General features: G+C 65.3%; 24 protein-coding genes and 1 tRNA gene. 8 read left to right on the forward strand and 17 right to left on the reverse strand.

Annotation, left to right across the window (positions count from 1 at the left end; all coding sequences use genetic code 11):
* On the reverse strand, positions 1 to 2,441 hold a 2,441-nt coding region (locus GGQ90_RS25700), incomplete at its 3' end, for a strawberry notch-like NTP hydrolase domain-containing protein (protein WP_188084338.1).
* Between the two features lie 204 nt (positions 2,442 to 2,645).
* Between GGQ90_RS25700 and GGQ90_RS25705 the strand changes: the two genes are divergently transcribed.
* Positions 2,646 to 2,888: a type II toxin-antitoxin system Phd/YefM family antitoxin gene (locus GGQ90_RS25705; protein WP_015460464.1), complete on the forward strand. Its 243-nt coding sequence runs from the start codon at positions 2,646 to 2,648 to the stop codon at positions 2,886 to 2,888.
* The gene (locus tag GGQ90_RS25710; protein ID WP_015460465.1) at positions 2,888 to 3,310 is read left to right on the forward strand and encodes a type II toxin-antitoxin system VapC family toxin; all 423 of its coding nucleotides are present in this window, start codon (positions 2,888 to 2,890) and stop codon (positions 3,308 to 3,310) included. Before GGQ90_RS25705 ends, GGQ90_RS25710 begins: the two co-directional genes overlap by 1 nt.
* Before the next feature lie 74 nt (positions 3,311 to 3,384).
* Here the strand turns inward: GGQ90_RS25710 and GGQ90_RS25715 are convergent, their stop codons facing one another.
* From GGQ90_RS25715 to GGQ90_RS25765, 11 genes are all read right to left on the reverse strand, one after another.
* Complete coding sequence (locus tag GGQ90_RS25715; RefSeq protein WP_015460466.1) at positions 3,385 to 4,041, reverse strand: DUF7007 domain-containing protein; 657 nt, start codon at positions 4,039 to 4,041, stop codon at positions 3,385 to 3,387.
* A complete protein-coding gene (locus tag GGQ90_RS25720; protein ID WP_015460467.1) occupies positions 4,038 to 4,556 on the reverse strand; it encodes a hypothetical protein in 519 nt (172 codons plus the stop codon). Before GGQ90_RS25720 ends, GGQ90_RS25715 begins: the two co-directional genes overlap by 4 nt.
* A gap of 132 nt (positions 4,557 to 4,688) precedes the next feature.
* Complete coding sequence (locus GGQ90_RS25725) at positions 4,689 to 4,883, reverse strand: hypothetical protein (protein WP_015460468.1); 195 nt, start codon at positions 4,881 to 4,883, stop codon at positions 4,689 to 4,691.
* Positions 4,884 to 4,972: 89 nt separating this feature from the next.
* The gene (locus tag GGQ90_RS25730) at positions 4,973 to 5,869 is read right to left on the reverse strand and encodes a hypothetical protein (protein ID WP_223178456.1); all 897 of its coding nucleotides are present in this window, start codon (positions 5,867 to 5,869) and stop codon (positions 4,973 to 4,975) included.
* A complete protein-coding gene (locus GGQ90_RS25735; protein WP_015460470.1) occupies positions 5,797 to 6,171 on the reverse strand; it encodes a DUF6915 family protein in 375 nt (124 codons plus the stop codon). The genes GGQ90_RS25730 and GGQ90_RS25735 overlap by 73 nt, the downstream gene beginning before the upstream one ends.
* Before the next feature lie 10 nt (positions 6,172 to 6,181).
* Positions 6,182 to 6,652 (reverse strand): DUF6878 family protein, encoded by a 471-nt coding sequence (locus GGQ90_RS25740; RefSeq protein ID WP_015460471.1) that lies wholly within the window; start codon positions 6,650 to 6,652, stop codon positions 6,182 to 6,184.
* Between the two features lie 114 nt (positions 6,653 to 6,766).
* Positions 6,767 to 8,917 carry a ParB N-terminal domain-containing protein gene (locus tag GGQ90_RS25745; RefSeq protein WP_015460472.1) on the reverse strand — a complete coding sequence of 717 codons (2,151 nt, stop codon included), beginning with the start codon at positions 8,915 to 8,917 and terminating at the stop codon, positions 6,767 to 6,769.
* Positions 8,918 to 9,142: 225 nt separating this feature from the next.
* Positions 9,143 to 9,529 (reverse strand): hypothetical protein, encoded by a 387-nt coding sequence (locus tag GGQ90_RS25750; protein WP_015460473.1) that lies wholly within the window; start codon positions 9,527 to 9,529, stop codon positions 9,143 to 9,145.
* Positions 9,526 to 10,767, reverse strand: coding sequence for a hypothetical protein (locus tag GGQ90_RS25755; protein WP_015460474.1), 1,242 nt, complete (start codon positions 10,765 to 10,767; stop codon positions 9,526 to 9,528). The genes GGQ90_RS25750 and GGQ90_RS25755 overlap by 4 nt, the downstream gene beginning before the upstream one ends.
* 3 nt (positions 10,768 to 10,770) lie before the next feature.
* Entirely contained in the window at positions 10,771 to 11,136 is a 366-nt protein-coding gene (locus GGQ90_RS25760; protein ID WP_015460475.1) for a DUF2958 domain-containing protein, read from the reverse strand.
* Positions 11,133 to 12,083, reverse strand: a complete 951-nt coding sequence (locus GGQ90_RS25765; RefSeq protein ID WP_188084339.1) for an ArdC family protein — start codon at positions 12,081 to 12,083, stop codon at positions 11,133 to 11,135. Before GGQ90_RS25765 ends, GGQ90_RS25760 begins: the two co-directional genes overlap by 4 nt.
* A gap of 244 nt (positions 12,084 to 12,327) precedes the next feature.
* On the opposite strand from GGQ90_RS25765, the gene GGQ90_RS25770 reads away from it, so the two are divergent.
* Positions 12,328 to 12,993, forward strand: a complete 666-nt coding sequence (locus GGQ90_RS25770; protein ID WP_015460478.1) for an SOS response-associated peptidase — start codon at positions 12,328 to 12,330, stop codon at positions 12,991 to 12,993.
* Between the two features lie 173 nt (positions 12,994 to 13,166).
* Positions 13,167 to 13,793, forward strand: a complete 627-nt coding sequence (locus tag GGQ90_RS25775) for a hypothetical protein (protein ID WP_188084340.1) — start codon at positions 13,167 to 13,169, stop codon at positions 13,791 to 13,793.
* A gap of 13 nt (positions 13,794 to 13,806) precedes the next feature.
* On the opposite strand, the gene GGQ90_RS25780 is transcribed toward GGQ90_RS25775, so the two are convergent.
* Positions 13,807 to 14,580, reverse strand: a complete 774-nt coding sequence (locus GGQ90_RS25780; protein ID WP_188084341.1) for a hypothetical protein — start codon at positions 14,578 to 14,580, stop codon at positions 13,807 to 13,809.
* Positions 14,581 to 14,758: 178 nt separating this feature from the next.
* Here GGQ90_RS25780 and GGQ90_RS25785 point away from each other — a divergent pair, with 178 nt between their 5' ends.
* Genes GGQ90_RS25785 through GGQ90_RS25795 form a run of 3 tightly spaced genes read left to right on the forward strand, consistent with a single transcriptional unit; the run spans position 14,759 to position 20,197 of the window.
* Positions 14,759 to 15,511 carry an ImuA family protein gene (locus GGQ90_RS25785; protein ID WP_015460481.1) on the forward strand — a complete coding sequence of 251 codons (753 nt, stop codon included), beginning with the start codon at positions 14,759 to 14,761 and terminating at the stop codon, positions 15,509 to 15,511.
* Positions 15,426 to 16,949, forward strand: a complete 1,524-nt coding sequence (locus tag GGQ90_RS25790; RefSeq protein ID WP_188084342.1) for a Y-family DNA polymerase — start codon at positions 15,426 to 15,428, stop codon at positions 16,947 to 16,949. Before GGQ90_RS25785 ends, GGQ90_RS25790 begins: the two co-directional genes overlap by 86 nt.
* Positions 16,946 to 20,197, forward strand: a complete 3,252-nt coding sequence (locus GGQ90_RS25795; RefSeq protein WP_188084343.1) for an error-prone DNA polymerase — start codon at positions 16,946 to 16,948, stop codon at positions 20,195 to 20,197. The genes GGQ90_RS25790 and GGQ90_RS25795 overlap by 4 nt, the downstream gene beginning before the upstream one ends.
* 274 nt (positions 20,198 to 20,471) lie before the next feature.
* Here the strand turns inward: GGQ90_RS25795 and GGQ90_RS25800 are convergent.
* From GGQ90_RS25800 to dapB, 4 genes are all read right to left on the reverse strand, one after another.
* Positions 20,472 to 20,548: transfer RNA gene (locus GGQ90_RS25800), tRNA-Arg, on the reverse strand.
* A gap of 287 nt (positions 20,549 to 20,835) precedes the next feature.
* Complete coding sequence (locus tag GGQ90_RS25805) at positions 20,836 to 21,222, reverse strand: hypothetical protein (protein ID WP_188084344.1); 387 nt, start codon at positions 21,220 to 21,222, stop codon at positions 20,836 to 20,838.
* Positions 21,223 to 21,300: 78 nt separating this feature from the next.
* A complete protein-coding gene (nth, locus tag GGQ90_RS25810; protein WP_188084345.1) occupies positions 21,301 to 21,960 on the reverse strand; it encodes an endonuclease III in 660 nt (219 codons plus the stop codon).
* A 4-nt stretch (positions 21,961 to 21,964) separates the two neighbouring features.
* Positions 21,965 to 22,729: a 4-hydroxy-tetrahydrodipicolinate reductase gene (dapB, locus tag GGQ90_RS25815; RefSeq protein WP_188084346.1), complete on the reverse strand. Its 765-nt coding sequence runs from the start codon at positions 22,727 to 22,729 to the stop codon at positions 21,965 to 21,967.
* Between the two features lie 253 nt (positions 22,730 to 22,982).
* Between dapB and GGQ90_RS25820 the strand changes: the two genes are divergently transcribed.
* Positions 22,983 to 23,666, forward strand: coding sequence for a fumarylacetoacetate hydrolase family protein (locus GGQ90_RS25820; protein ID WP_188084347.1), 684 nt, complete (start codon positions 22,983 to 22,985; stop codon positions 23,664 to 23,666).
* The last annotated feature ends 9 nt before the right edge of the window (positions 23,667 to 23,675 follow it).

A 23,675-nucleotide genomic window follows, 5' to 3' on the forward strand; every position in this document is an offset into this window, starting at 1 on the left:
AGCGCTGCGCAAGCTTGAAATCTCCGCGCTGGCGCTGCCGCCCTGCGACGACACTGCGTTGAACCAAACAATACAGTTGTAGCACGGGGACCTAACCGCTGTTTCGCGGATTCGAAGGCGCTCCGCGCGGCGGACTTCGCCTGGCTGTTCAGGTTGCTGCCGGCGGCACGCATGGCCGCGTCGAGATTGCTATGGATGATCTGAAACGCCCCGGCATAGGCGTCATAGATCGCGATCTGGGGCGCGGTCAGCGCGTGCTCGAGCATCTCATACTCGACGCCGTCGAAACTGAGCGACCGGGCCGAGTAAAGACCAAGCGCCTTCAGGTCGCGGGCCAGCACTTCCATCGCCGCGACCCCGCCATTCTCGACCGCGCCGATGAACTCGCCGCGTGTCGAGAACGGGAAATCCTCGCCGCCCCACAGGCCCAGGCGCTGGGCATAGGCGAGATTCTGCACGGTCGTCGCGCCCGTCGCCGAGACATAGACGATGCGCGCGTCCGGCAGCGCATGCTGGAGCCGGAGCCCAGCCCGGCCCTGCTGCGACGGCGCCTGGTCGCCGCGTTCGCTCTTGCCGCCGGCGGCATTGGCCATTGCGTGGGATTCGTCAAACACGATTACGCCGTCGAAATCGGAGCCGAGCCAGTCGACGATCTGCTGGACACGGCTCGCCTTCTCAGCCCGTTCCTGCGAGCGCAGCGTCGCATAGGTGACGAACAGAATGCCCTCATCGAGCGTGATCGGCGTGCCCTGTCGGTAGCGCGAGAACGGCGTCAACAGCAGGCGCTCCTGGCCGAGCGCCTCCCAGTCGCGCATCGCGTCCTGGTGCAAAGTCTCCGACCGGCTGACCCAGACCGCGCGGCGACGCCCCTTCAGCCAGTTATCGAGGATGATGCCCGCGACCTGGCGGCCCTTGCCCGCGCCGGTGCCGTCGCCCAGCATCCAGCCCCGCCGGAAGCGGACGGCGGTCTCCACATCGTCCGGCGCCGCGGTGACGACGTCCCAGGTCTTGTCGACGGTCCACGCGCCCGCGAGATGCTCGCCATGCGCTTCGCCCGCGAGGATGATGGATTCGAGCTGGGCATCGGAAAGAACGCCGTCACCGACCAGATGCGCCGGGAGCGAGGGCCGGTAGCTCGGAACCGGCGGCGGGACCGATGCCATCGACGCCGACTGGACCAGCGGGGTGGGATGCGGTTTGGCGCCGGGAATGCGGATCGACTGAAGCGCATAGGGCTCGTAGATCGCATCGGTCAGATTGCCATGATCCGGCACAGCTTCAACGCACGGCGTATAGGCCAGCTCGACGCCCTCGATCACAGGCGTCGGCGCGATAGGCCGGGCGGTTGCGGCGGGGCGTACCGGCCGAGCAGCCATCGCCTGCACGGCGAGCGGCGCGCTGGGCGGCGGCGTATCGGGCGCGGGCAAGCGCGGCGGGACCTGAGCCAGCACCCAGCCGAGCAGGGTCGCGGTATCGGGCGCAACGCCGGGAGCGGCAGGAAAGTGGCGCGGATCGTCGGCGGGTGTGCGGTCGATCACGGTCAGCCGCGTGTCGATCGTGGTGCCATGCTTGCGATAGACCTGCCCGTCGATCGCTGCGGAAAACAGGACGCGGCCGCGTTCCTGGAGCGCGACGAACGCATCGGTGAAGGCGGGATTGTCCGGCGCGCAGGAGGCGCCGGTGATGACGACGAGGCGGCCGTCGGGCTGCAAGCGCGCCAGCGCCGAGCCGATATGGCGCAGCGCCGCATCCTTCATGCGCGCCTCGACATGGGCGATCGCCGAGAAGGGCGGGTTCATCACCACCACGTTGGGCACGGCAGCGGGATCGAGATAGTCGTGAACATGGGCGGCGTCGTGCGCGGTGACGCCGACCTGCGGGAATAGCAGATCGAGCAGCGCGGCGCGGGTTTCGGCCAGCTCGTTCAGCATCAGGCGCGCGCCTGCGATCTCCGCCTGGATCGCGAGCAGGCCGGTGCCCGCCGAGGGTTCGAGCATCCGCTCGCCGGGCTGGAAGCCAGCGGCGACGCCGGCGACATAGGCGAGGCCCGCGGGTGTCGAGAATTGCTGGAGCGCCTGGGAGGTTTCCGACCGGCGCGTATGGGTGGGCATCAGCCCGACTATCTTCTCGATCGCCGCGAGCCGGGCTTGCGGATCGGCGTATTTGAGGAAGATCGTGTTTCCGTATTTCCGCAGGAACAGTATCTGCGCGGCCTCGCAGGCGTCATAGGCCGATTTCCAGTCCCACAGCCCTTCGGCGTCGGAGCCGCCAAACGCGGTTTCCATCGCGCCGCGTAGCGCCTGGGCGTCGACGGCGCGGCCTGCTTCGAGATGGGGCAGGATAAGCTGGGCGGCGGCCAGCAGCTTCTCGGCGGTGCCGGTGAAATGGCGGGCAGCGCCAAGCGGCACGGCAGCGAGCGCCGTGGAACGGTTCATGGTCATCGGGAATGCTCCGGGAGAGGTCGAGGGGCAGGAGCCGGCGGACCCTCTCTCTCAAACCCGCCAGGCTCACCCCGTCCCGGGCCTATCTCTTCCTCTCGCTCGGCAATCACGATGGCACCCGCACCGACCGGTGTTCTGGATGCGGCGTTGCCGTTGTTGCCGTAAAACCTTATATGTGACCAACTACCTAGTCAGGAGCGAGTCATGGACGGTATCAACCTGGCGGACGCCAAAGCCCATTTGAGTGAACTGGTCGATCGCGCTGCTGCTGGCGACACGATCGATATCCTGCGCCGTGGGAAGCCTGTGGCCCGCCTTGAGGCCGCAAAACGGCCGCGCAAGGCGATCGATGCCGCACGGCTGCGCCGACTGACCGATTCCCTTCCGGCCCAAAGCGAAGGCGCGGACACGTTCACGCGCGCCATGCGCGATGGTGATCGCTACTGATGCTCTATCTCGACACGTCTTTGCTGATCGCGGCTCTGACGAATGAGGACCGCACGGCGGAGATTCAGGAGTGGCTGGCGGGGCAAGACCCCGAGGAGCTGATCATCAGCGACTGGGTCGTGACGGAGATGTCTTCGGCATTGTCGATCAAAGTTCGAACCGGCCAGCTCGATGCGTCCCAACGCGCCGAGGTGCTGAGCCAGTTCCATCGACTTTGCAGCGAAAGCCTGACGATCATGCCGGTGGCTTCCGCCAATTTCCGTAACGCGGCGCTGTTCTCCGATCAGTTTTCGCTGAACCTGCGTGCCGGTGATGCGCTGCACCTCGCAATTGCAGCGGAGCGAGGGGCAACGCTTTGCACTCTGGATCGCCGTTTGGCCGAAGGAGGAACGGCTCTCGGGACGGTAACGAGGCTTCTGTAGGAACCGGGAGCAAGACCGACTCTGGGCGGCAGGCAAAAAAATGGGCGACTCCAAGACGGAGCCGCCCACATCAATCAGACTTCCAAGTGCCGAGCCTCGTCGATTATGAACCCGAAGCGCCCGGCGACATATTCGTCGGATGGAACTTGGAAGCGCCGTTCACGACCTTCATCCCGGCGCCCGCCGAGCCGGGCGATACAATCGGTGATGCCCGGATTATCTCTGGAACGGATCGCCGACACGACCACCCAATCGTGCCGGTGTTTCTCAGCAAAAAGCCGCCGATCATTCTCGACGGATTCACCGGGCGCCAGGAAACGGTCGTGGATCGTTTCCCAGCAATTTGGGTAATAGTCACGCAGGGTCTTCTCAGCGTGACGCCGTTCATAGGCCGTGAAGAGATCGGGGAAGCCCGTCGCGACCTTCGCCCATTCGGCATCTTCTTCATACCAGCCACCGGCAACCCTTATGGCTGCGGGCATCCTCGCGTTATGCGCGCGATCGAGCTTGAAGCCGCCATGGCTGGCGGTGGAATGGAAGACCACTCCATCGGCGTATATCTCGCTGGACTGGGATTGGCCCCAAGGCGTCGCGACCTTTCCGTTACCGCGTTTGCGATCAAGCCGCAGCAATTCCTCCCTGTGCTGGACCAGCTCAGCGATATGGTCGTGAAAGCCCAGCGCGTCGGCGGTGCGGCCATAGGTGGCCGGAACCGAAGGCGCCGGGCTCATGCCGCCCTCCTGAGGGTCGAGATGACGGGTTCATCCTCGACAAGCTGAAGGACGAGATTGGAATAGCGGTTCCGGGACGCCCAGCTTTCGGCGTCCGCCATATTGGCGGCAAGATGCTTAAGCTCGTCCTTACCGTTCCAACGGGTGAGAACCCGCACCACGCCCGGCTGCGGCAATTCGAGGACTTCGAAGCGAAGGTCCGTCGTGACCATATAGTGACGACGCGCGACAAGGACCGGCGTGATGCCGGACATGAAGGTGCCCTCGTGGAGCACGAAGCTTGCCGGGTAGGTTCTGCCGCCCATAGCCGCCGACGGCGATTTTTCCACGAGGCGGCCGGTGCTGTTGCGCGTCTGCCAGTCCCGTGACTTGCGCGTGTGCCGGGCCGGCGGCTGCGGCGCGCCATCGAAGTAGCGCAGGACGGCCCCGAGAGGCGCTGTGGCGTGAACCGCAGCGCCATCGAGAATGATGGAGGTCGCGCCCGCAACAGGGGCGTCGCCAGTTCTTTCGGTCATGTGAGGTCTCCGGGAGAGCAGCGAGGAAGCGAGCCGCCGACCGCTCTCTCTCAAGCCGGCCGGCTCACCCGCTTCCCCGTCACCCTCTCACTCTGGCTGCCGGCCCGGAGACGGGACCGGCGGCAGACCGAATCACTCCCGCAGCGACCCCGCGGCTATGTCAGCCAGCCACTCCAGGGCTTCTTCCACGTCTGCGTCATGCTCTTCGACAAGACGCGCAAGCGCGACAGCGCCGATGCGACCCAATTGGCCGAGGCGCTGCAGGACGGTGAGCAACACGGGCGCAAGCGTCTCCGGACCGGCGGTTTCGATGTCGGAAATCTTCATGGGTCAGTCTCCATTGTTTGGAAGGAAAAGACCCGAGCGCAGAGCGCCCGGGCGTTGATCGCCGGCTGTAACCCGCCGGCCTGCGCCGTTCATCGGGCAGCGAGTTTGCGCTCGGCCGCGAGAGAAATCGCTCGCGTTGCGGCCTTGAAGGCGGCGTCACCTTCTTCATGGGAGAGGTCGCTGGCCGCCTTCACATCGAGGGATGCCTGACGGATATCGGCGTTGCTCACATCGGCGATCTGGAGACCATCCAGCGCTTCCGTCTCGAAGACCACTTCCACGGTCGCGCGGACATGCTCCTCGCAGAGGCGGAGGAGGACATGCGAGCCGAGCCCCGGCTCAACGCCGAGCGGCCCATATTCGGCGATACCGAGCATTTCATCGAGCATCGACTCGGTCGTGCGTGCCATGATGTCGTCGGCTGTGATCAGCACGGCCATGCCGCCGAAACCGTCTGGCCGCATCTTCGTGCAGGTCCAGGCGGACATGGCGGAGACATAAGGAAGCGCGGGCGACCGCCGGACGATGCTCTGGAAAAACACCTCCCAGCCGGAAACCGACAAGTCCAGTTGAAGATAGGCGTCATCATCACCGAGTTCAGCGAGGCCCGCCCGGACCGTGTCTGCCGCGGCGCTTTCAACATCGCCGGACAAGGCGAGCGCCGCGCGGACCTCATCGACGGGATAGGCCGGCATATCGTTGGCGCCCTGTTCGGCATAGAAATAGAGGCCGTCGCCATCCGCATCGCTGCTGAAGATGCCGGAGAGGATCAATCGTTCGAGCGGCGTCATCGCGCTCAGCGGAATGGTGGGCTGAACCACCGTGGAACAGAAATAATCAGCCATATCGGGTCTCCAAAAACGCGAAAGCCCGGCGCGCGGCCGGGCTCTCGAGAAAGGTGATGGGGTACAGATCAGGACGCTGGCGGGCTTTCGATCGCGAAAGGGTCCACCAGCTTGTGGATCGGCTGGGCGCGGCCCATCCACGGCTGCGGCCGGATGCAGCGCACCCAGTCCGCGAAGCTCGGAATGAAGCCGAGATCTTCGAGGACATGTTGTTCGCCGATCAAGCGGACGGGAACGACCCGCCCGCATGAGACGGTGATGGTCGCGCCGTAAAAGCGTTCGAGCATGAATATGCCCTCGGCATGATGGCGCAGCGCGCGATGGCGGAAATCGGCGGTGATCGCCTTGGACTCGTCGAACCACTGATGCAGCGGCAGATAATCCTCGGCCGAGCCGCCCCATTTCCGCACGGACGAGAGCGCGTGATGATAGCAATGGCCCATCATCGCCTCCCTATAGTTCGTGATAATGGTTTTCGGATCGTTCGATCCGATAGTTGAAGTCGAAGACGATGGTCCCGGCGGCCACGTCGAAGGTGAACTCACCATAACCGCCTTCATTATTCTCCCAGCCACCGTGCTTGCTTTCGAGGAGGTCGTAACACATCGCCTCGATCGCTTCCGGGAGCGGGACCGTTACATGCCGGACCTCCTCGTCGTGAAATTCACAGCGGGCGATCTCGACAGATGTATCGGGCAGGTCGGCGCTGCTTTCACCGGAACGCGCGTCAATCTCTTCGATCTGACCGCTGTCGCCACCGCCATCGAACCGCACGGTGACAAGGGTGATGCCAGCTCGTGCCAGTACAGACAGGACAGCAGCCTTATTGACGGGAAAAATCTCGCTCGCTCGTTTATCGAATTCCGCCTGGCGGGCGAGGAAGGCGGTCATGTCGAAGGCGGGAACAAAAGGTGGATTGGTCATCGTCGATCTCCGAAAATGAAAAAGCCCGGCGCGTGGCCGGGCTGAGAATGGGGTTGAGGTGAAAAAGGCGATGCGGGACGAGGCAGCGACTGCCGACCCGTCCCGCACCTGCATTCAGGCGGCGATATCGTATTCGTCGTCGCCCTCCTGGTCGTTGGCAGCTTCCTGCTTATCGGAGGTGTCATCCTCGTTGAGGAACGCCGGCAAGGCATCGGCGTCCGCGTCGAGCGGCAGCGGTTCCTCGATCACCGGCGTCCGCAGCGGTTCGGGGAGCCAATCCGCATCGGCGAGCAGCCGTTCGGCCTCACGCGCCATGTCGCCCTTCTTCAGATGGTCGATCAGCCCGGCGGTCTGCGGCCCCTTCGCCTCGGCCACCGCCTCGAGGATGCGCGGCTTCGCGACCCGGTTGAGGTAGTTGTCGAAGGTCGGGCGCCAGCCTGCGCCGATCATGTCGAGACCCACGGCGCGGGCCAGCACGTTGGCGTGGTCGATGCGGCGCGCGACGCCGTGCGCCGAGACACGGCCGCCGCCATGCTTGGGAACCGGCTCCCACTGCGCGTTCACCGAATAGGCGGCGCAATGGGCGAACAGACTGGCCTGTTCGCCGCCGTCGAGCTGCTGGAGCGCATCCCAGACATCCTTGTCGGATTGGGGGAGACGCTCCTTCCAGCGGGTGTGCCGTTCCTGGATGGATGCAGCCGACGGACTGTTGCGCAGATCCGCGCCCTGGAACGGCATGGAGACACGGTGGACCGCCAACTCCATGCAGCTTTCGGTGCGGCCCACGTAGAAGACCGACAGCACCATCGCGTGCAGCACGGCGGCGAAGGCCACCGAAGGCGACTGCGCGAAGGCATCCTGAAGCGCCAGCGTGCGGGCGGCGGTCAGCTCGGCGACGAGACGGTCCGGGAGCGGCTTGATGACCTCACCGTCATCATCGTCATCGTTCGGAGCCGGCCTGGACGGGGCCGTGCTGGACTCGGGATCGGCCGGCTCGCCGCCGATCTCATCGGACGCGTCATCCGATCCGGCATGGGACGCTTCATCGCCACCTTCGCCGGCATCGTCAGGCTCCAGCTCATCCTCGGCGCGGACATAGCCACGGTCGATATAGAGCGTGCCGTCTTCCTCCAGACCGATGAACACGCCGGCATTGGCGATCTCGGCAGGATCGAACACCCGGTTGCCCTGGGCGAGAAGGCCAAGCTCGGCGTCGATGGCGGAGATACGCAGTTCCACGTCTTCCGGAACATCGGGCTTGCCGTCCCACTCGGCCTCAAGCGCATCGGCCTCGGCCCGCAGGGCGACGATCCGCGCTTCCTGCGCCTCGGTCAGCGGCTGCACCTGGCTGGCGATGGCGCGGCAGTCCTCGTCATAGCCATAGGGCAGATCGACCAGCGCCTCGACCCACTTCCAGCCTTCGGCCAGGATCGTATCGGCTTCCGCCCGCAGCTGCTCGTCGACCAGGCGATCGAGCAGCGCAGGATCGGAGAGCCAGCCGCCATCGTCGGGTTCGAACAGGTCACGGATCGGACCGGCGCCGCCGGCGGCGATATAGGCGTCCAGCCCGATGAAGCGGACGCGCTTGTCCGAGACCTCGACCTTGTCCTCCAGCAGCTTGGACTTGATGAACCAGGGCGACTTGTTGCTGCTGGCCGCGAGCTGACCCCACAAATCCTCCTGGCGCTGGTGATCGTCGCTGACCGTGAACGCCATGAGCTGGTCGAGAGTCATGTCGCCTTCGGCATAGCATTCGTGCAAGGCGGGCGAGACCGAGGCGAGCTTGAGGCGCTGGCGCACAACGGCGGGCGTGACGCGAAAGTGTGCGGCGATCGCTTCCTCCTGCTCGCCCTTGTCGAACAAGGTCTTCATCGCCCGGAACTCGTCAAGCGGGTGGAGCGGTTCGCGTTCGCTGTTCTCGGCAAGCGAATCCTCTTCGGCCAGAACTGGATCGTTCGCGGCCTTGACCACGCAGGGAACCGGCGCGTCCTTGGCGAGCCGCTTGCGCTTCACCAGGATCGCCAGCGCGCTGTAGCGGCGGCCGCCAGCCGGGATTTCGAACATGCCGGTTTCCTCGCCGGCCTCGTCGAGCACAGGCCGGACGTTGAGGCCGGTGAGAAGGCCGCGACGTTCGATATCATTGGCCAGATGCTCGATGGTCACGCCATGCTTCACGCGGCGGATGTTCGATTGCGAGAGGACCAGCTTGTCGAACGGAATGTTCTGGGACTGGTTGAGGGTGATCTTCGATGGGGCTTTTGCCATGACACGTCTCCATGACGGGCGGCCGGAAGACTCTCTCCCAGCCTCCAACCCGTCACGAAAACCAGAGCCTCCCTCTCACTCTATGTTTCGGCTCATGAGGGAGGTGGCAGGCGGTCCCGCGCGGCCCATGCGGATTTGATGATCCACTGAGGTGCGTATCGACGGATTTACGGAATTACGGAGAGGTCGGTTGAACCCGCCGACCGGAATCGCTTTCGAGATTGGTCAGCGATATTCCTCGGGCAGATCCTCCGCATTGCCGCGCCACACGATCTTGTCGCCCTCATAGATCGTCACGAAGCCGCCGCGTCGGGGTATCTCCACAGGCGGCAACGGCTTGGCCGCGAAGTTGAGGCAGGAGAACTCTGCGACCGTGGCCGAGAAGGCGAGCGGTTTGCCGGGCGCCATAAGCACCCGATCACAGGCGCCGCTGGGCCGCTTCACGCGGCGGCGCGAGAGGCCGAGCCGGAAAAACTCATAGTCGCGCTCCTCCCGCTCGGACGGCGGCGACCAGTGCCGGCACCAACGGCATGTCCGAATGGTCGCCGGAGGATCGTCATCGTCGAGCGGCGGCCCGTTATTATGCCCCGCGCCGGGCGGCCGCCCGCTCACGGCCAGCGCTCCTCGAGCCAGCCCCGGACCTGTTGGCGCATGATACCGATCGGGCCGTTGATCTCGGTGATCCGCGCGTCGGGGGCGACGCAGCGCAGGTCGCGGAAACCGTCGAGGAAGGCCCGCATCACCCCGATGTAGAGATGCCCGCCGGCGAGCGCGACGTCGGTGAACGGCCGCGTGCCATGGTTTGAAAGCGAAGCGATCTGGCAACCGGGAGAATCGCTATAGGTGTCGGGCTTGCGCGCCGACGGCGGACGCGGCCAACGTCGGTTCATGCCGCCCGCGATCATGCGCTGGGCAAGGTCCGGGGTCAGGCGGGCGTCATAATCCTCGACCGGCGAGCGGGAATCGAGAAAGCCGTAGCGGGCTGAGAGCACCGCGACCTTGATCCGCATCCGGTCTGGGCAGACCGCGCGGACAGTCTGCCAGAGCGGCCCGTCATAGCGGTCGACCGCGTCGATCCAGCCGACATCGCGCCGCTTGGTCGCCGAGCAGGCGAGGATCAGCAGCCGGTGGGGCTCGGCCGGTGCTCCGTCTTCGGTTCGGGGAAGAGGTCGTTCGACCAGGCGCGCCGCGACGGGCCGGTCTTCCGCGGCCTGGGCGAGCCGCTCGATCAGCGCGAGATCGTCGCTGGAGCAGACCCCGCGCACATCGAAGGTGACTGCGGGCTCCCCACCCGGATCGACAAACCGATCGACAAACAGGATGCCCTTGCCGAGATTGCCGCAGAACAGCAGCGTGTCGGCATCGCCAGGCACGCCGCTCGGACTGAGCTTGCGCCGTCCGATCTGGCGGAACGCTTCGGCGAAGGTGGTTGGGGTCAATGTTGTCCGGGGCTGGACACGGGCGTGGAAGCGCCAGCCCGGCCGCGCGATGTCGAGCTTGCCCACCTCGATCTGGTGCAGGAAGTCGGCGAAGCTATGGGGGTCCGCCGGGTAGGGACATTCCCGCCAGAGAGCGCGGATCGCCCGGCGTCGCTCGGCGGGCAAGGCGAACAGCCGAGCGCGGGCCTTCCGCCAAACGGCCGCTCGCTCATCACGGCGGTCCTGCTGCTGGCGGGGCCACCATTCGGCACGCCGCGCCATTTCCTCCTCGACGCTGTGCTGCCCGGCGGCGATTATGTCGGCGAACAGCGGCAGCGCCTCGCGCTCGCGTCGCTGCTTGGTGAGAAACGCCGCGCGCTTGCGCGACGTTTCTTCATACTGCTTGGGCCTGGGCCGTTTGCGGAAGCGCATGGATCAGCCCTCCCGCTCGAGCCGGGCGATGATGCGCTCGGCTGCGCGGATGCCGCCGGCGATATCGGCGATATCAATCCACACCGAGATCGGCGCCGTCGTCTCGAACAGGATGTCGCGCTCGACGCCGAGCTGGAGCCCGACGTCGAGGCCTTGCAGTTCGGCCAGGCTGAACAGGCCATAGTCGACGTAATCCATGTCGAGATCGGCGATGCCGTGCAGCGTATCGCCATCGGGTTCGAGCATGGTGGCAAGCCACACGCCCGCGCCCATGGGGTTGAAGAATTTCGCGACCGGAAGATGGTCACCGCGCGGGTCGGCCGCATTGGCGATGAGCTGCGCGCGCAGCTCGGGGGTCAGAAGGGTCATGCCGCCCTCCGTTCGGTCGGAGCGCTTCGGGCCTCAATGCCGGGAGCATCGCGGAAGGCCAGCAGATAGTCGGCCGCCTTCGATGCGGCGCTCGCGGCACGAACGATCGCGCGATCATCCGCGCGCATGATGTCGAGCCATGCCCCGATATAGTCGGAATGGCGGACAGTGGGTTCGATGCCGAGCGCAGCGCAGACGAAGGCGCCGGCCATCTCGGCGACCAGTTCCTCGCGTCCATATGTCTCCGAGCCGAAGCGGCCGCTCTGGTCCCGGTCGAGGCGCTCTTTGCTGCCCGTCCAGTGACCGAGTTCGTGAAAAGCCGTTCGATTCCAATTGATCGGATCGAAATAGCGCGAGGGTGGCGGGACGCAGACCCGGTCGTTCGCCACGTCATAATAAGCCTGATCTCCGCCGATACGGAAATCCGCGCCCGTCGCTTTGATCAGGGCTTCCGCCTCGGGAAGGATCTGATCGGGATCGGGTCGTGGGATCGCGGCGGTATAGGCGTCAGGCAGCCCCTCGCACTGGTCCAGATTGAACACCGTGAAGCGCTTCAGGAACGGTATCGTGCCTGGCGTGCGGCCTTCCTCGGCGGCCTGGCGCCGTTCATCGCCCGGGGTGAAGCGATGGGCATAGACGACAGTGGTGCCGGTCGCGCCTTTGCAGACATTGCCGCCGAGTTCGAGCGCCTGGCGAAAGGTCAGGAAGGCGTTGCTCGAAAATCCCCGCGAGACCACCGCGTGCCAAAGAATGAGAATGTTGATCCCGGAATAGCAGCGGCTGCTCGACGCGTTGTGCGGCATCTGGAGCGGGGCCTTGGCCGAGGCCCAGGGCTGCACCCAGGGCACGCGGCCGGCTTCCAGCTCGGCGATGATCTGGTTGGTGATGTCCTGATAGAGGGTCGGCCGGTCAGGAACTGCTGGCCGGGATTTGAACTTGCGCGCCATCGCGTATCTCCGCGACGGGTCGGTCCCGAGCCTCTCTCGCGACGCTCAACCCGTCACGAAAATCCGGCTTTCCTCTCACTCTCGCGGGGGCGTTGCGGGGGCGGCATGCCCCCGCTCGAAGGGGTAGCGAAAGACCGCGTCGCGGGCTTGCGGTCAGGGGAAGTCATTCCCCCCAAGCCCTCCCGGCCAAATCCACACCAAGACTATCGATTGCCCCGCACAGAAACGGCGGCATGATGCCGGGATGTGCAACCTCTACTCTCTGGTCAAAGGTCAGGCGGCGATTCGCGAACTCGCCGAGGTGATGGCCGACCACACGGGCAACCTGCCGGCGATGGCCGGGATCTATCCTGATTACCCGGCGCCCATTGTCCGCAACCAGGAATGTGGTCGGGAAATGGTGATGGCGCGATGGGGAATGCCATCGCCGGCCTTCGCGCTCGAAGGCAAATCGGTCGACAAGGGTGTGACCAACATCCGCAATACGAAAAGTCCGCACTGGCGCCGCTGGCTCGGCTCTCAATCACGCTGTCTGGTGCCGTTCACCTCCTTCAGCGAACCAGACCAGTCACCCGGCGGCGACCGCAAGCCGGTCTGGTTCGCGCTGAGCGAGGATCGGCCGCTGGCATTCTTCGCAGGGATCTGGACCCACTGGACCTCGGTACGGAAAAAGGCCGAAGGCGAGATAAGCTGCGATCTGTTCGGTTTCCTGACCACAGAGGCGAACGCTGAGGTAGGGCGCTATCACCCCAAAGCGATGCCGGTGATCCTAACCAGAAAGGAGGAATGGGATAGCTGGCTCAACGCACCCTGGGATGAAGTCGCGGCGTTGCAGCGCCCATTACCCGATCATGCGCTGACTATCGTCGCCAAGGGCGACAAGTCGGACGGAAGCGCAGTATTTCTATGAGCAGGCGATCCAGGCGCAACACCCGAGGCGCAAGACCGAAATTCCCGCCGCGCGACAAGGTGGCGACGCTCCACATCGACACCGATAACGAGCGTTTCGTGTTCACCACCAAGGACATGATCCAGAATCAATTGCGGCGTGACGGCCCCAAGATCCGGCGATCGTTCGATCTGGTGGCCAAGGACGATATCGCGGCGTGCAGCGCGGTATTCGGACTGGCAGCCGGCCTGTGCGTTCGGCATCTGCCGCGCTTGGACGACAATGGATACAAGGCGACGGTGTCCCGACTGCTGTCGAGTGCGATGAGCACCTATCTGGCGAGCATTGAGGTCGCTCGGCATGGCTACCGGCGCCAATATGGGATGCTTGCCCGGTCATTGATCGAGACGATCGCCACGGTGATCGCGATCGCGATCCGGCCCACGGCTCTGGAACAGTTTCACGCCGGCACGCTGCAATCCACAAAATGCGTCGGATGGGCAAAGGAGGTGCTGGAGCCGCTTGGCATGTATTATGGCATGTTGAGCAATCAGTTCGTTCATATCGGGCCGGTTCATGCCGCGTTCGAACCGATCCGGCGCTATACGCCGGATGATGAAGCCCTCAGCTTCATTGTGAGTTCGATGCGCGGCAATGTGTGGATGCTGTTCCTGACGGCCGAGCTGGTGTTCCATGATGAAATCGGGAACTGCCGCTACTGGAAGCCGATGGGCGAAGGCGTTGCATTTGATCCGTCACCGGAAGAACGGCAATGGATGGCCAGTTTTCTGATTACGCCGGATGAGCGAGCATCGGCGTGAACGATAGGCAAGGTCACGTCGCCAGAAGCACTCTTGCATTGGCGAGAGCCGTCTCAACAAAGCGCGACGTATACCCGAAGGCAGAAATCGGCTCCAGCTGGTGCGCCTTTCCCGGCGCGATGAGCTTCGTTCCCGAGACGATCTGAAACTGACTCACCTCGATGGGGTCGCCTTCATGAAAGACGAAAACATCTTCGGTCTCGAAGTGATCCGCCGGGATGTCCGCGAAGCTCTGGGCGGCGTTTCCCGGTAGGTGCCAACCGATTGCGACCGCGTTCGCCTTCGTCGGCACCAGTTCCCAATGCTTGCCGCTGAGAGAGACTTCCTTGACCACATCAATGTGGACAAGGCCTGCCGCGTGCTCGGCGACGGTTGCGGCGACCAGATCCAGCCAGGCTTCGGGCATCCCGCGTTTGCGCATGTCCTGCAGGCGGCTGTCGATCGCGGGTTTCACGGCGCCTGCCAAGTTAGAGTCGGTATCGGGCTGAAGCGCCCAGGGCCAGGCGATCTGAGGGGAACGTGGCACCCCGGCCTGCCGGGCGGCCGTGGCGATGATGTTGTCGAGCGACTGGAACATGGCGTTCGCGGCCTCGCAGGCGATCGGCTTCAACTGCGGGAACAGTCCGCGATTGAAATGCAGCGAGTAGATGTGACGGCCATCATCGGCCCTGTCCCGGCGAAGCTGCCATGTCCGGTCATTCTCCCCATAGGCGAGCGACCGATACTCAGCGATGTGGTGCTGTGCGCGATCATACCAGGCCTGGGCGTCAGCGAGTTCGTCGGACATTCTTCCCCCTCTCGTTTCCGGCGATAGCGAGAAGACGTTTCTTTCCCGTTGTGCTGAAATCGAATGATCGTGCGCGGCGCGAAGGGTCGCAGGACACGGCGATCAGATTGACTCTCGCGGCAAGGAGGAACAATTAGAGAACATTTGGAGCAACGCAGATGTTTTCGACTCGCCGCCCATGCCCGCCAACGCACAGATTTCCGCGCTCCGCGATCAGATCGCCCGCATCGAATCGGGCGGGAAGCGCGCGCGCGGCGTGCTGCCGTTCGGGATCGAGGCGGTGGACCGCAAGGTGCCGGGCGGCGGTCTGGCGCTGGGCGCGCTGCACGAAGTGGCCGGCGGCGGCAACGGCGCCGTCCACGGCGCGGCCGCGGCACTGTTTGCGGCCGGCATTGCCGCGCGCACATCGGGACAGGTGCTGTGGTGCATGACCCGGCGCGATCTCTTCGCCCCGTCGTTGGCGCAGGCGGGCCTCCATCCCGACCGCGTGATCTTCGCCGAGGTCGGCGAGGAAAAGGCGGTGCTGGCCTGCATGGAGGAAGGGCTGCGCCATGGCGGCTTGTCGGCCGTGGTGGGCGAGCTTACCCGCCTGCCGATGGTGGCCTCGCGCCGCTTGCAGCTCTGTGCGGAAGAATCCGGTACGTTCGCGCTCGCCATTCGGCGCTGGCGGCGCATGACCGAAGCGGCCGACTTCGGGCAGCCGACCGCGAGCGTCACTCGCTGGCGCGTTACCGCGCTCCCGTCCGCGCCGTTGCCGGTGCCCGGCGTCAGCCGGGCGCGCTGGCTGGTCGAACTGATCCGGGCGCGCGCGGGCGACTGCGCGGACTTCGAGCTGGAGGCCTGCGATGACGCGGGCCGTCTCGCTCTTCCTGCCGAGCTGGCCAACGGACCGGCTGATACGGACACTCGGCGCATCGGCGCCGTCGCCTGAGACCCCGCTGGCGCTGGTCGGCCGCGAGGGCCGCAAGCGCCTGATCCTTGCCTTCAATGCCGCCGCGCGGGCGGAAGGGATTATGCCCGGCATGGCGGTCGCCAAGGCGCAGGCGCTGGTGGCGGGCCTCGACGTGCGCGATGCCGATCCGGCGGGCGACGAGGCGGCGCTCGAACGGCTCGCGATCTGGGCGTTCCGGCGTTATTCGCCGATCGTCGCGGCGGACCCGCCCGACGGGCTCCGGCTCGACATGGCCGGCGCCTCGCATCTGCTGGGCGGTGAAGAGGGTTTCGTCGCCGATCTCGCGAAGCGCCTTGCCGACACCGGGATTGCCGCGCGCATCGCGATCGCGCCGACCTATGGCGCCGCGCATGGTCTGGCGCGCTTCAGCCGATCACCCTTAATCATCGTCGAACCGGGCGATCTCGACGCGCAGCTGGCGCCGCTGCCGATCGCGGCCTTGCGGCTCGACGCGGCCACGGTCGATTCGCTGCGCCGTCTCGGCGTCGACACGGTCGGCGAGCTTGCGGCGATGCCGCGCGCGCCGCTGACCCTGCGGTTCGGCCCCGAGGTCGGCCGCCGTCTCGATCAGGCCTACGGCCGGACCGGGGAACCGTTCGAACTGGTCGAAGCGCCCGAACTGATCCGCGTGCGCCGCGCCTTTGCCGAACCGATCGGCGCGCCCGAGACGCTGGCGCGCTATACTGGCAAGCTGGTGGTCCAACTCTGCGAGGAGCTGGAACGGGAGGGTCTCGGCGCGCGGCGGCTCGACCTGCTGTTTACCCGTGTCGACAATCGCATCGAGGCGATCCGTGCGGGCACTGCCAAGCCGCTGCGCGATGTGAAGCGGATGACCCGGCTGCTCTGCGACAAGATCGAGACCATAGCGCCAGGGTTCGGGATCGAGCTGATGACGCTGACTGCCAGCATTGCCGAGCCGCTCGACTATCGCAGCACGGCCACCAGCCTGATCGATCCGGCGACGCCCGATCTCTCCGATCTGGTCGATACACTCGCCAACCGTGTAGCGCATGGCCGGCTCTACCGCTGCGCGCCGACCCAGAGCGAGGTGCCCGAGCGCAGCGTCGCGCGGATTGAACCGCTTGCCGCGCCGATCGGCGTCTCCTGGCCGAACGACTGGCCGCGTCCGTCGCGCCTGCTCGATCCGCCCGCGCCGGTGGAAGCCATGGCGCTGCTGCCCGATCATCCGCCCGCCAGCTTTACCTGGGGCGGCGTGCGCCGCCGCGTGAAGCGCGCCGACGGTCCCGAACGCATCTTCGGGGAATGGTGGGTGCGCGATGGCGAGCTGTCAGTCGTCCGGGATTATTTCCAGGTCGAGGATGAAGCGGGCGAACGCTTCTGGCTGTTCCGCAGGGGCGATGGCGAAGATCCGAACACCGGCGACCATCGCTGGTATCTGCATGGCATCTTCGCATGAGCGGCTATGCCGAACTCCAATGCGCCTCGCATTTCTCTTTCCTTCGGGGAGCGAGCAGCGCCGAGGAACTGTTCGCCACCGCGGCGGTGCTGGGGATCGAGGCGCTGGCGATCACCGACCGCAACAGCCTTGCCGGGATCGTCCGCGCACACGTCGCGGCGAAAGCAACTGGCGTGCGGCTCATCGTGGGGTGCCGGCTGATTCTTGCCGATGGCACGGACATGCTCGTCTACCCGACCGATCGGTCGGCCTATGCCCGGCTCTGCCGGATGCTCTCGGTCGGCAAGGCCCGAGCCGGCAAGGCGAAGTGCGAGCTGCATTGGGACGATCTTTCCGACTGGGGCAATGGCCTGATCGCCATGCTCGTGCCCGATGCCGCCGACGACGTGACCGCCATGCGCCTGCGCCGCCTTGCATCCCTCGTTCCGGGCCGCTGCTACATGGCGCTGACCCTGCGCCGCCGTCCGCGCGATTTCCTGCGGCTGCACGATCTCGCCAACTTGGCGGCGCAGGCGGGCGTGCCGACGGTCGCTACCAACGACGTGCTGTTCCACCATCCCGAGCGCCGGATGCTTCAGGATGTGATGACCTGCATCCGCGAGGGCCGCACGATCGACGATGTCGGGTTCGCCAAGAACCGTCATGCCGACCGCTACCTCAAACCACCGGAGGAGATGGCCCGGCTGTTCCGCCTCTGGCCCGAAGCCGTCGCGCGCTCGGCCGAACTGGCCGCTCGCTGCCGGTTCAGCCTCGAGGAACTGGCTTATCAATATCCGCACGAAGTGGTCGACGACGGCCTGACAGCGCAGGCGACGCTGGAAAAGCGGACCTGGGAAGGGGCCAAGGAGCGATACCCCGAGGGTTTGCCGGATGAGGTCGCCGCCACCCTGAGGCACGAGCTGGGGCTGATCGAAAGCCTCGACTACGCCCCATACTTCCTGACGGTGGATTCGATCGTCCGCTTCGCGCGGTCGCAGGGCATCCTCTGTCAGGGGCGTGGCAGCGCGGCCAATAGTGCCGTCTGTTATGTACTCGGCATCACCTCGATCGACCCCTCGCGCAACAATCTGCTGTTCGAGCGCTTCGTCAGCCAGGAACGGCGCGAGCCGCCCGACATCGATGTCGATTTCGAGCATCAGCGCCGCGAGGAGGTGATCCAGTGGGTCTATGAGACCTATGGCCGGAGCCGCGCCGCGCTCTGCTCGACCGTGATCCGCTACCGCGCCAAGGGCGCGCTGCGCGACGTCGGCAAGGCAATGGGCCTGCCCGAGGATATGATCGGGCTGCTGTCGTCACAGATCTGGGGCTGGTCGACCGAGGGCGCGGAGCCGAAGCACGCCGAGGAACTGAACCTCAACCTCGACGATCGCCGCCTTCGCCTGACCCTCGATCTCGCCCGCCAGCTCATCGGGACGCCGCGTCATCTCAGCCAGCATCCCGGCGGCTTTGTGCTGACCGAGGACCGACTCGACGAACTGGTGCCGATTGAACCGGCGGCGATGGAGGATCGACAGGTTATCGAGTGGGACAAGGACGATGTCGACGCGCTCTCGATGATGAAGGTCGATGTGCTGGCGCTCGGGATGCTCTCGGCCATGCGGCGCGGGTTCGACCTGCTGCGCGCACATAAGGGCATCGATCTCGATCTGGCGTCGATCCCGGCCGAAGATCCGCGCACCTATGCGATGATCCGCAAGGCCGACACACTCGGCACTTTCCAGATCGAGAGCCGGGCGCAAATGGCGATGCTGCCCCGCATCAAGCCTCGGACCTATTATGACCTCGTCATCCAGGTGGCGATCGTGCGGCCCGGACCGATCCAGGGCGACATGGTCCATCCCTATCTGCGGCGACGCGAGGGCCAGGAGAAGGTCGACTTCCCGACGCCCGAACTGGAGAAGGTGCTGGGCAAGACGCTCGGCGTGCCGCTGTTCCAGGAACAGGCGATGCAGGTCGCGATGGTCTGCGCCGGGTTCAGCGCGGCCGAGGCCGACCAGCTGCGCCGCGCGATGGCGACGTTCAAGCATACCGGCGGCGTGGCCCATTTCCGCGAACGGCTGATGAGCGGCATGATCGAGCGCGGCTATACCGAGGAGTTCGCCGAAAAGATCATCGGCCAGCTCGAAGGGTTCGGCAGCTATGGGTTCCCCGAATCCCATGCCGCCAGCTTCGCGCTGATCGCCTATGCCAGCGCCTGGCTCAAATGCTGGCACCCCGATGTCTTCTGCGCCGCGCTGCTCAACAGTCAGCCGATGGGCTTCTATGCACCGGCGCAGATCGTGCGCGATGCACAGCAGCACGGGGTCGAGGTGCGCCCGGTCTGCGTCAATGCCTCGCGCTGGGATTGCACGCTCGAGCCGACAAGCGACCATCGTTTCGCGGTTCGGCTCGGGCTCAACCGGGTCTCCGGCCTCGCCAATGCCCATGCCGCCGCCATCGTCGCGGCCCGTGCCGGGCAGCCGTTCGGCGACATCGATGAGGTCTGGCGCCGCGCGGGCGTGCCGGCGGCCGCGCTGGTGAAGCTGGCCGAAGCCGATGCGTTCCGTCCGGCGTTCGGACAGGCGCGGCGCGAGGCGCTCTGGGCGATCAAGGCGCTGCGCGATGAGCCGTTGCCGCTGTTCGCGGCGAGCGCGAGCGATGATGGGCGCCCGCCCGCTGAGATCGTCGAGGAGGCCGTGCGGCTGAAGGCGATGACCGCGGGCCGCGAGGTGGTCGAGGATTATCGCCATACCGGCTTGACGCTGCGCCAGCATCCGGTGGCGTTCTTACGCACCGACCTGGCTCAGCAGCGGTTCCTCTCCTGCGCGGAGGCCAACAGCCTCCGGGATGGCCGATCGGTTCGCGCCGCCGGGCTAGTGCTGGTCCGCCAGCGGCCCGGTTCGGCGAAGAATGTCACCTTCATCACGATTGAAGACGAGACCGGCATCGCCAATCTCGTGGTCTGGCCGGACCTGTACAAGAAGCAGCGGGGGATTGTCCTGACCTCGGCGATGCTTGGCATACAGGGCCGCGTCCAGCGCGAGGGCGATGTGATCCACCTCATTTGCGCGAAGCTGTTCGATCTGACGCCCTTGCTGTCCGGTCTCAGCGAAATGGGGGATGCCTTTCCGAAGCCCGGTGGGCGCGACGATGGCGCCCGATTTGGCGCAACGGATGACCCACGCGATCGGCCACCGCTCATGGCTGGCTCACGCGGAGCGGACCGCCATGAAGGCACGCTCAGATTGAAGTCTCGAAACTTTCATTGAAGCGCAGCTCGCCCACGGGATCTGCTTATTAGCGACCATGCGTCGATCATGGTCGGCTCGCGGGTCCGATCTGCGTTCCTGATACGCGCGATTCGGCAACGATGCGGAAGGGCGCCGTCCAGTAGGAGAGGCGCTTCCGCAAGAAGCTACAGAAACCACGCAAAACCAAGGAGAATCGGGGGGAGTTGAGCGCCAGGTGCTTCCGTGGCCAGCCGACGCTTCGAATGACCACGATTGCCGATGGCCGATAAGACGTTGCTATTTAAGGGAAAATTGGCGCACTCGACAGGATTCGAACCTGTGGCCTCCGCCTTCGGAGGGCGGCGCTCTATCCAGCTGAGCTACGAGTGCATCCGGTTCCCCCTAAGCGGGGGCTGGAAAACCGTCAATCTGCCGACTGCTTCCGTGGTGCTTCCGCGGCACTTTTGCCTCGAAAATCCGCTTCCGTCAAAATCGACCTAAAGCCTTGTTATTACAACCTTATTCTTACCATCCAGCGCCCTAAAAACAGCTTGACTCCCGCCTTCGGAGGGCAACGCTCTATCCAGCTGAGCTATGGGTGCATGACGCTGGTCAGAAAGGGCGCTTAGCAAAGGGCTTCGAACCGCGCCAGCCACAAAATGGCCTGTTCCAAAATCTTATTTCGGCGCCTTCACCATCGGCTGGAATTTGCCCAGGCCACAGCTGGCGCCCGGTTGCAGGCCGGGCCCGGCGTTGAACAGCACGGTGATGATGTCGACCGAACAGAGCTGCGACATGCTGGTGCGATAGGAAAAGCGCCGCTCGAAGCCCAGGCTGGGGCAGCTGTTGGGCAGGGTGTTGCGGTAGATTTTCTTGCCGCTCACCTCGAAATCGATGGTGCGATCGTCGCGGACGCTGCTCGAACGGATCTGGCTGATCGTGATGCAGTCGACCGGATTGCCGCTGGGCACATAGGGATCCGGCTTATCCCTGGTCTTGGCGAACGCAGGCGTCAGGCTACAAGCCAGCAGCAGGCCGGCGGTGAGGATGGGGCGGATGGACATTGTCTCTCTCCTTCGTGCTGACAAGACGATTCGCGGAGGTGATTTCCGTCTCCATCCTAGCACCGCCTGCCGGATGGATCAGGCCGCTTTTGCGACGCTACCGGGTTCCGGCGTCTTGGGCTTGAAGCGGCACAGGTCCGACACGATGCAGCGCCAGCATTCCGGCTTGCGCGCCTTGCAGACATAGCGGCCATGCAGGATCAGCCAGTGATGGGCGTCGCGGCGGAAGGGGTGCGGCACGCGCTTTTCCAGCTTGTCCTCGACCGCCAGCACCGTCTTGCCGGGCGCCAGGCCGGTGCGGTTGCCGACGCGGAAGATATGGGTGTCGACCGCGAAGGTTTCCTGGCCGAAGGCGGTGTTGAGCACGACATTGGCGGTCTTGCGGCCAACGCCGGGCAGGGTGGTCAGCGTGTCACGATCCTGCGGCACCTCGCCGCCGAAATCGCGCACCAATATTGCCGACAGGGCGATGACATTCTTCGCCTTGGTATTGAACAGGCCGATCGTCTTGATGTGCTGCTTCAGCGCATCCTCGCCCAGATCGACCATCTGCTGGGGCGTTTCGACTTCGCGGAACAGGGCGCGGGTCGCCTTGTTGACGCCGACATCGGTGGCCTGTGCCGACAGGGTGACCGCGACCAGCAACTGATAGGCATTGCCATATTCCAGCTCCGTCACCGGCGCGGGATTGGCCTCTGCCAGGCGGCTGAAAAAGTCGAAGATCTGGTCCTTGTTCATGGCATCAGAGCCCCAATACGCCCTTCATGTCATAGCGGCCGACCGGCTGGCCGGCGAGCCAGCTGGCGCCCTTGATCGCGCCGCGCGCGAAGATGGTGCGATTCTCGGCGCGGTGGCCCAGTTCGATCCGCTCTCCCTCGGTCGCCAATATGACCTGATGGTCGCCCGCGACCGATCCGCCACGCAACGCGGCAAAGCCGATCGCGCCCTTTGCCCGCGCGCCGGTGATGCCGTCGCGGCCGCGCTCGCTATGCTCGGCCAGCGCGATGCCGCGCCCCTTCGCCGCCGCTTCGCCCAGCAGCAGCGCGGTGCCCGAAGGCGCGTCGACCTTGTGGCGATGATGCATCTCGACAATCTCGATGTCCCAGTCATCGCCCAGGCTGGCGGCGGCCTTCTCCACCAGCGCGGCGAGCAGATTGACGCCCAGCGACGTATTGCCGGTCTGCAGCACCGGGATGCGCGTGGCCGCCTGGTCGATCAGCGCATGATGCTCGCCCTCCAGTCCCGTCGTGCCGATCAGGATCGGTGTGTTCGCGGCGATGCAGGCGTCGAGATTGGCGGCCAGCGCCGCTGGCACGGAAAAGTCGATCAGTACATCGGCCGCCTGCGCCAGCGCCAGCGGATCATTGGTGATGGCGACGCCCGGCGCCAGTTCGCCGCTGCCGTCGCGATCGGTGCCGCCCGCCACGGTCAGCCCGGCCTCCGTCGCGGCCTGCGCGATGGCGCGGCCCATGCGCCCGGCGGCGCCGAAAATCCCGATGCTGGTCATGCCCTGATCCGTTCCTTGAAGATAAGTGAGCGGGCGATGCCAGAGCGGCGACCCTTTGTCATCCGACACCATGAATTTCTTGGGAAAGGCGACCGACCATGGCTAGGAGTTCGTTTGAGAAAGCCGGTACCAGCCCACTCCCCCGCCCAACCACCCGACAGGATGACACTGGATCGGGTGGTTGGGCGGGGGAGTGGGCTGGTACCGTACCGAAAAATCGCTCTTTCGCGATTTTTCGAACTGGCTCTAAGAGATGGCCATGCTCGATCTTCCCCGACTCTCCGTTCCGACCCTGCCGATCGACGGCAGCGCCGATCGCTTCCCCGTCCGCCGCATCTTTTGCGTCGGGCAGAATTATGCCGAACATGCGCGCGAGATGGGCGGCGATCCCGATCGCGCGCCGCCCTTCTTCTTTACCAAGCCGGCCGATGCGGTGGTCGAGAATGGTGCATCGCTGCCTTTCCCCCCGCGCACGCAGGATCTGCATCATGAGGTAGAGTTGGTGGTCGCGCTCGGCGCGGGCGGCACGGATGTCGCGGTCGAGGATGCGCTGGCGCTGATCTATGGCTGGGCGGTCGGCATCGACCTCACCCGCCGCGACATGCAGGCGATCGCGAAGAAGGCCGGTCGTCCCTGGGACATGGCCAAGGGCTTTGATCGCTCCGCGCCGATTGGCTCGATCCACCCCGGCACCCCGCCGGCCAGCGGCGCCATTGCGCTCAGCATCGATGGCGACCCGCGCCAGTCGGGCGACCTTGCCGACATGATCTGGTCGGTGCCCGAAATCATCGCCAATCTCTCCACCTATGTGGAACTGGCGCCCGGCGACCTGATCTTCACCGGCACCCCCGCCGGTGTCGGCCCGATCGCGCCCGGCCAGGCGGTGCAGGCGACCATCGCCGGCCTGCCGCCGCTCGACATCGCCTTTCAGAACTGACCATCAGAC

This window comes from Sphingobium scionense, assembly GCF_014197035.1.
Classification (GTDB): Bacteria; Pseudomonadota; Alphaproteobacteria; order Sphingomonadales; family Sphingomonadaceae; genus Sphingobium; species Sphingobium scionense.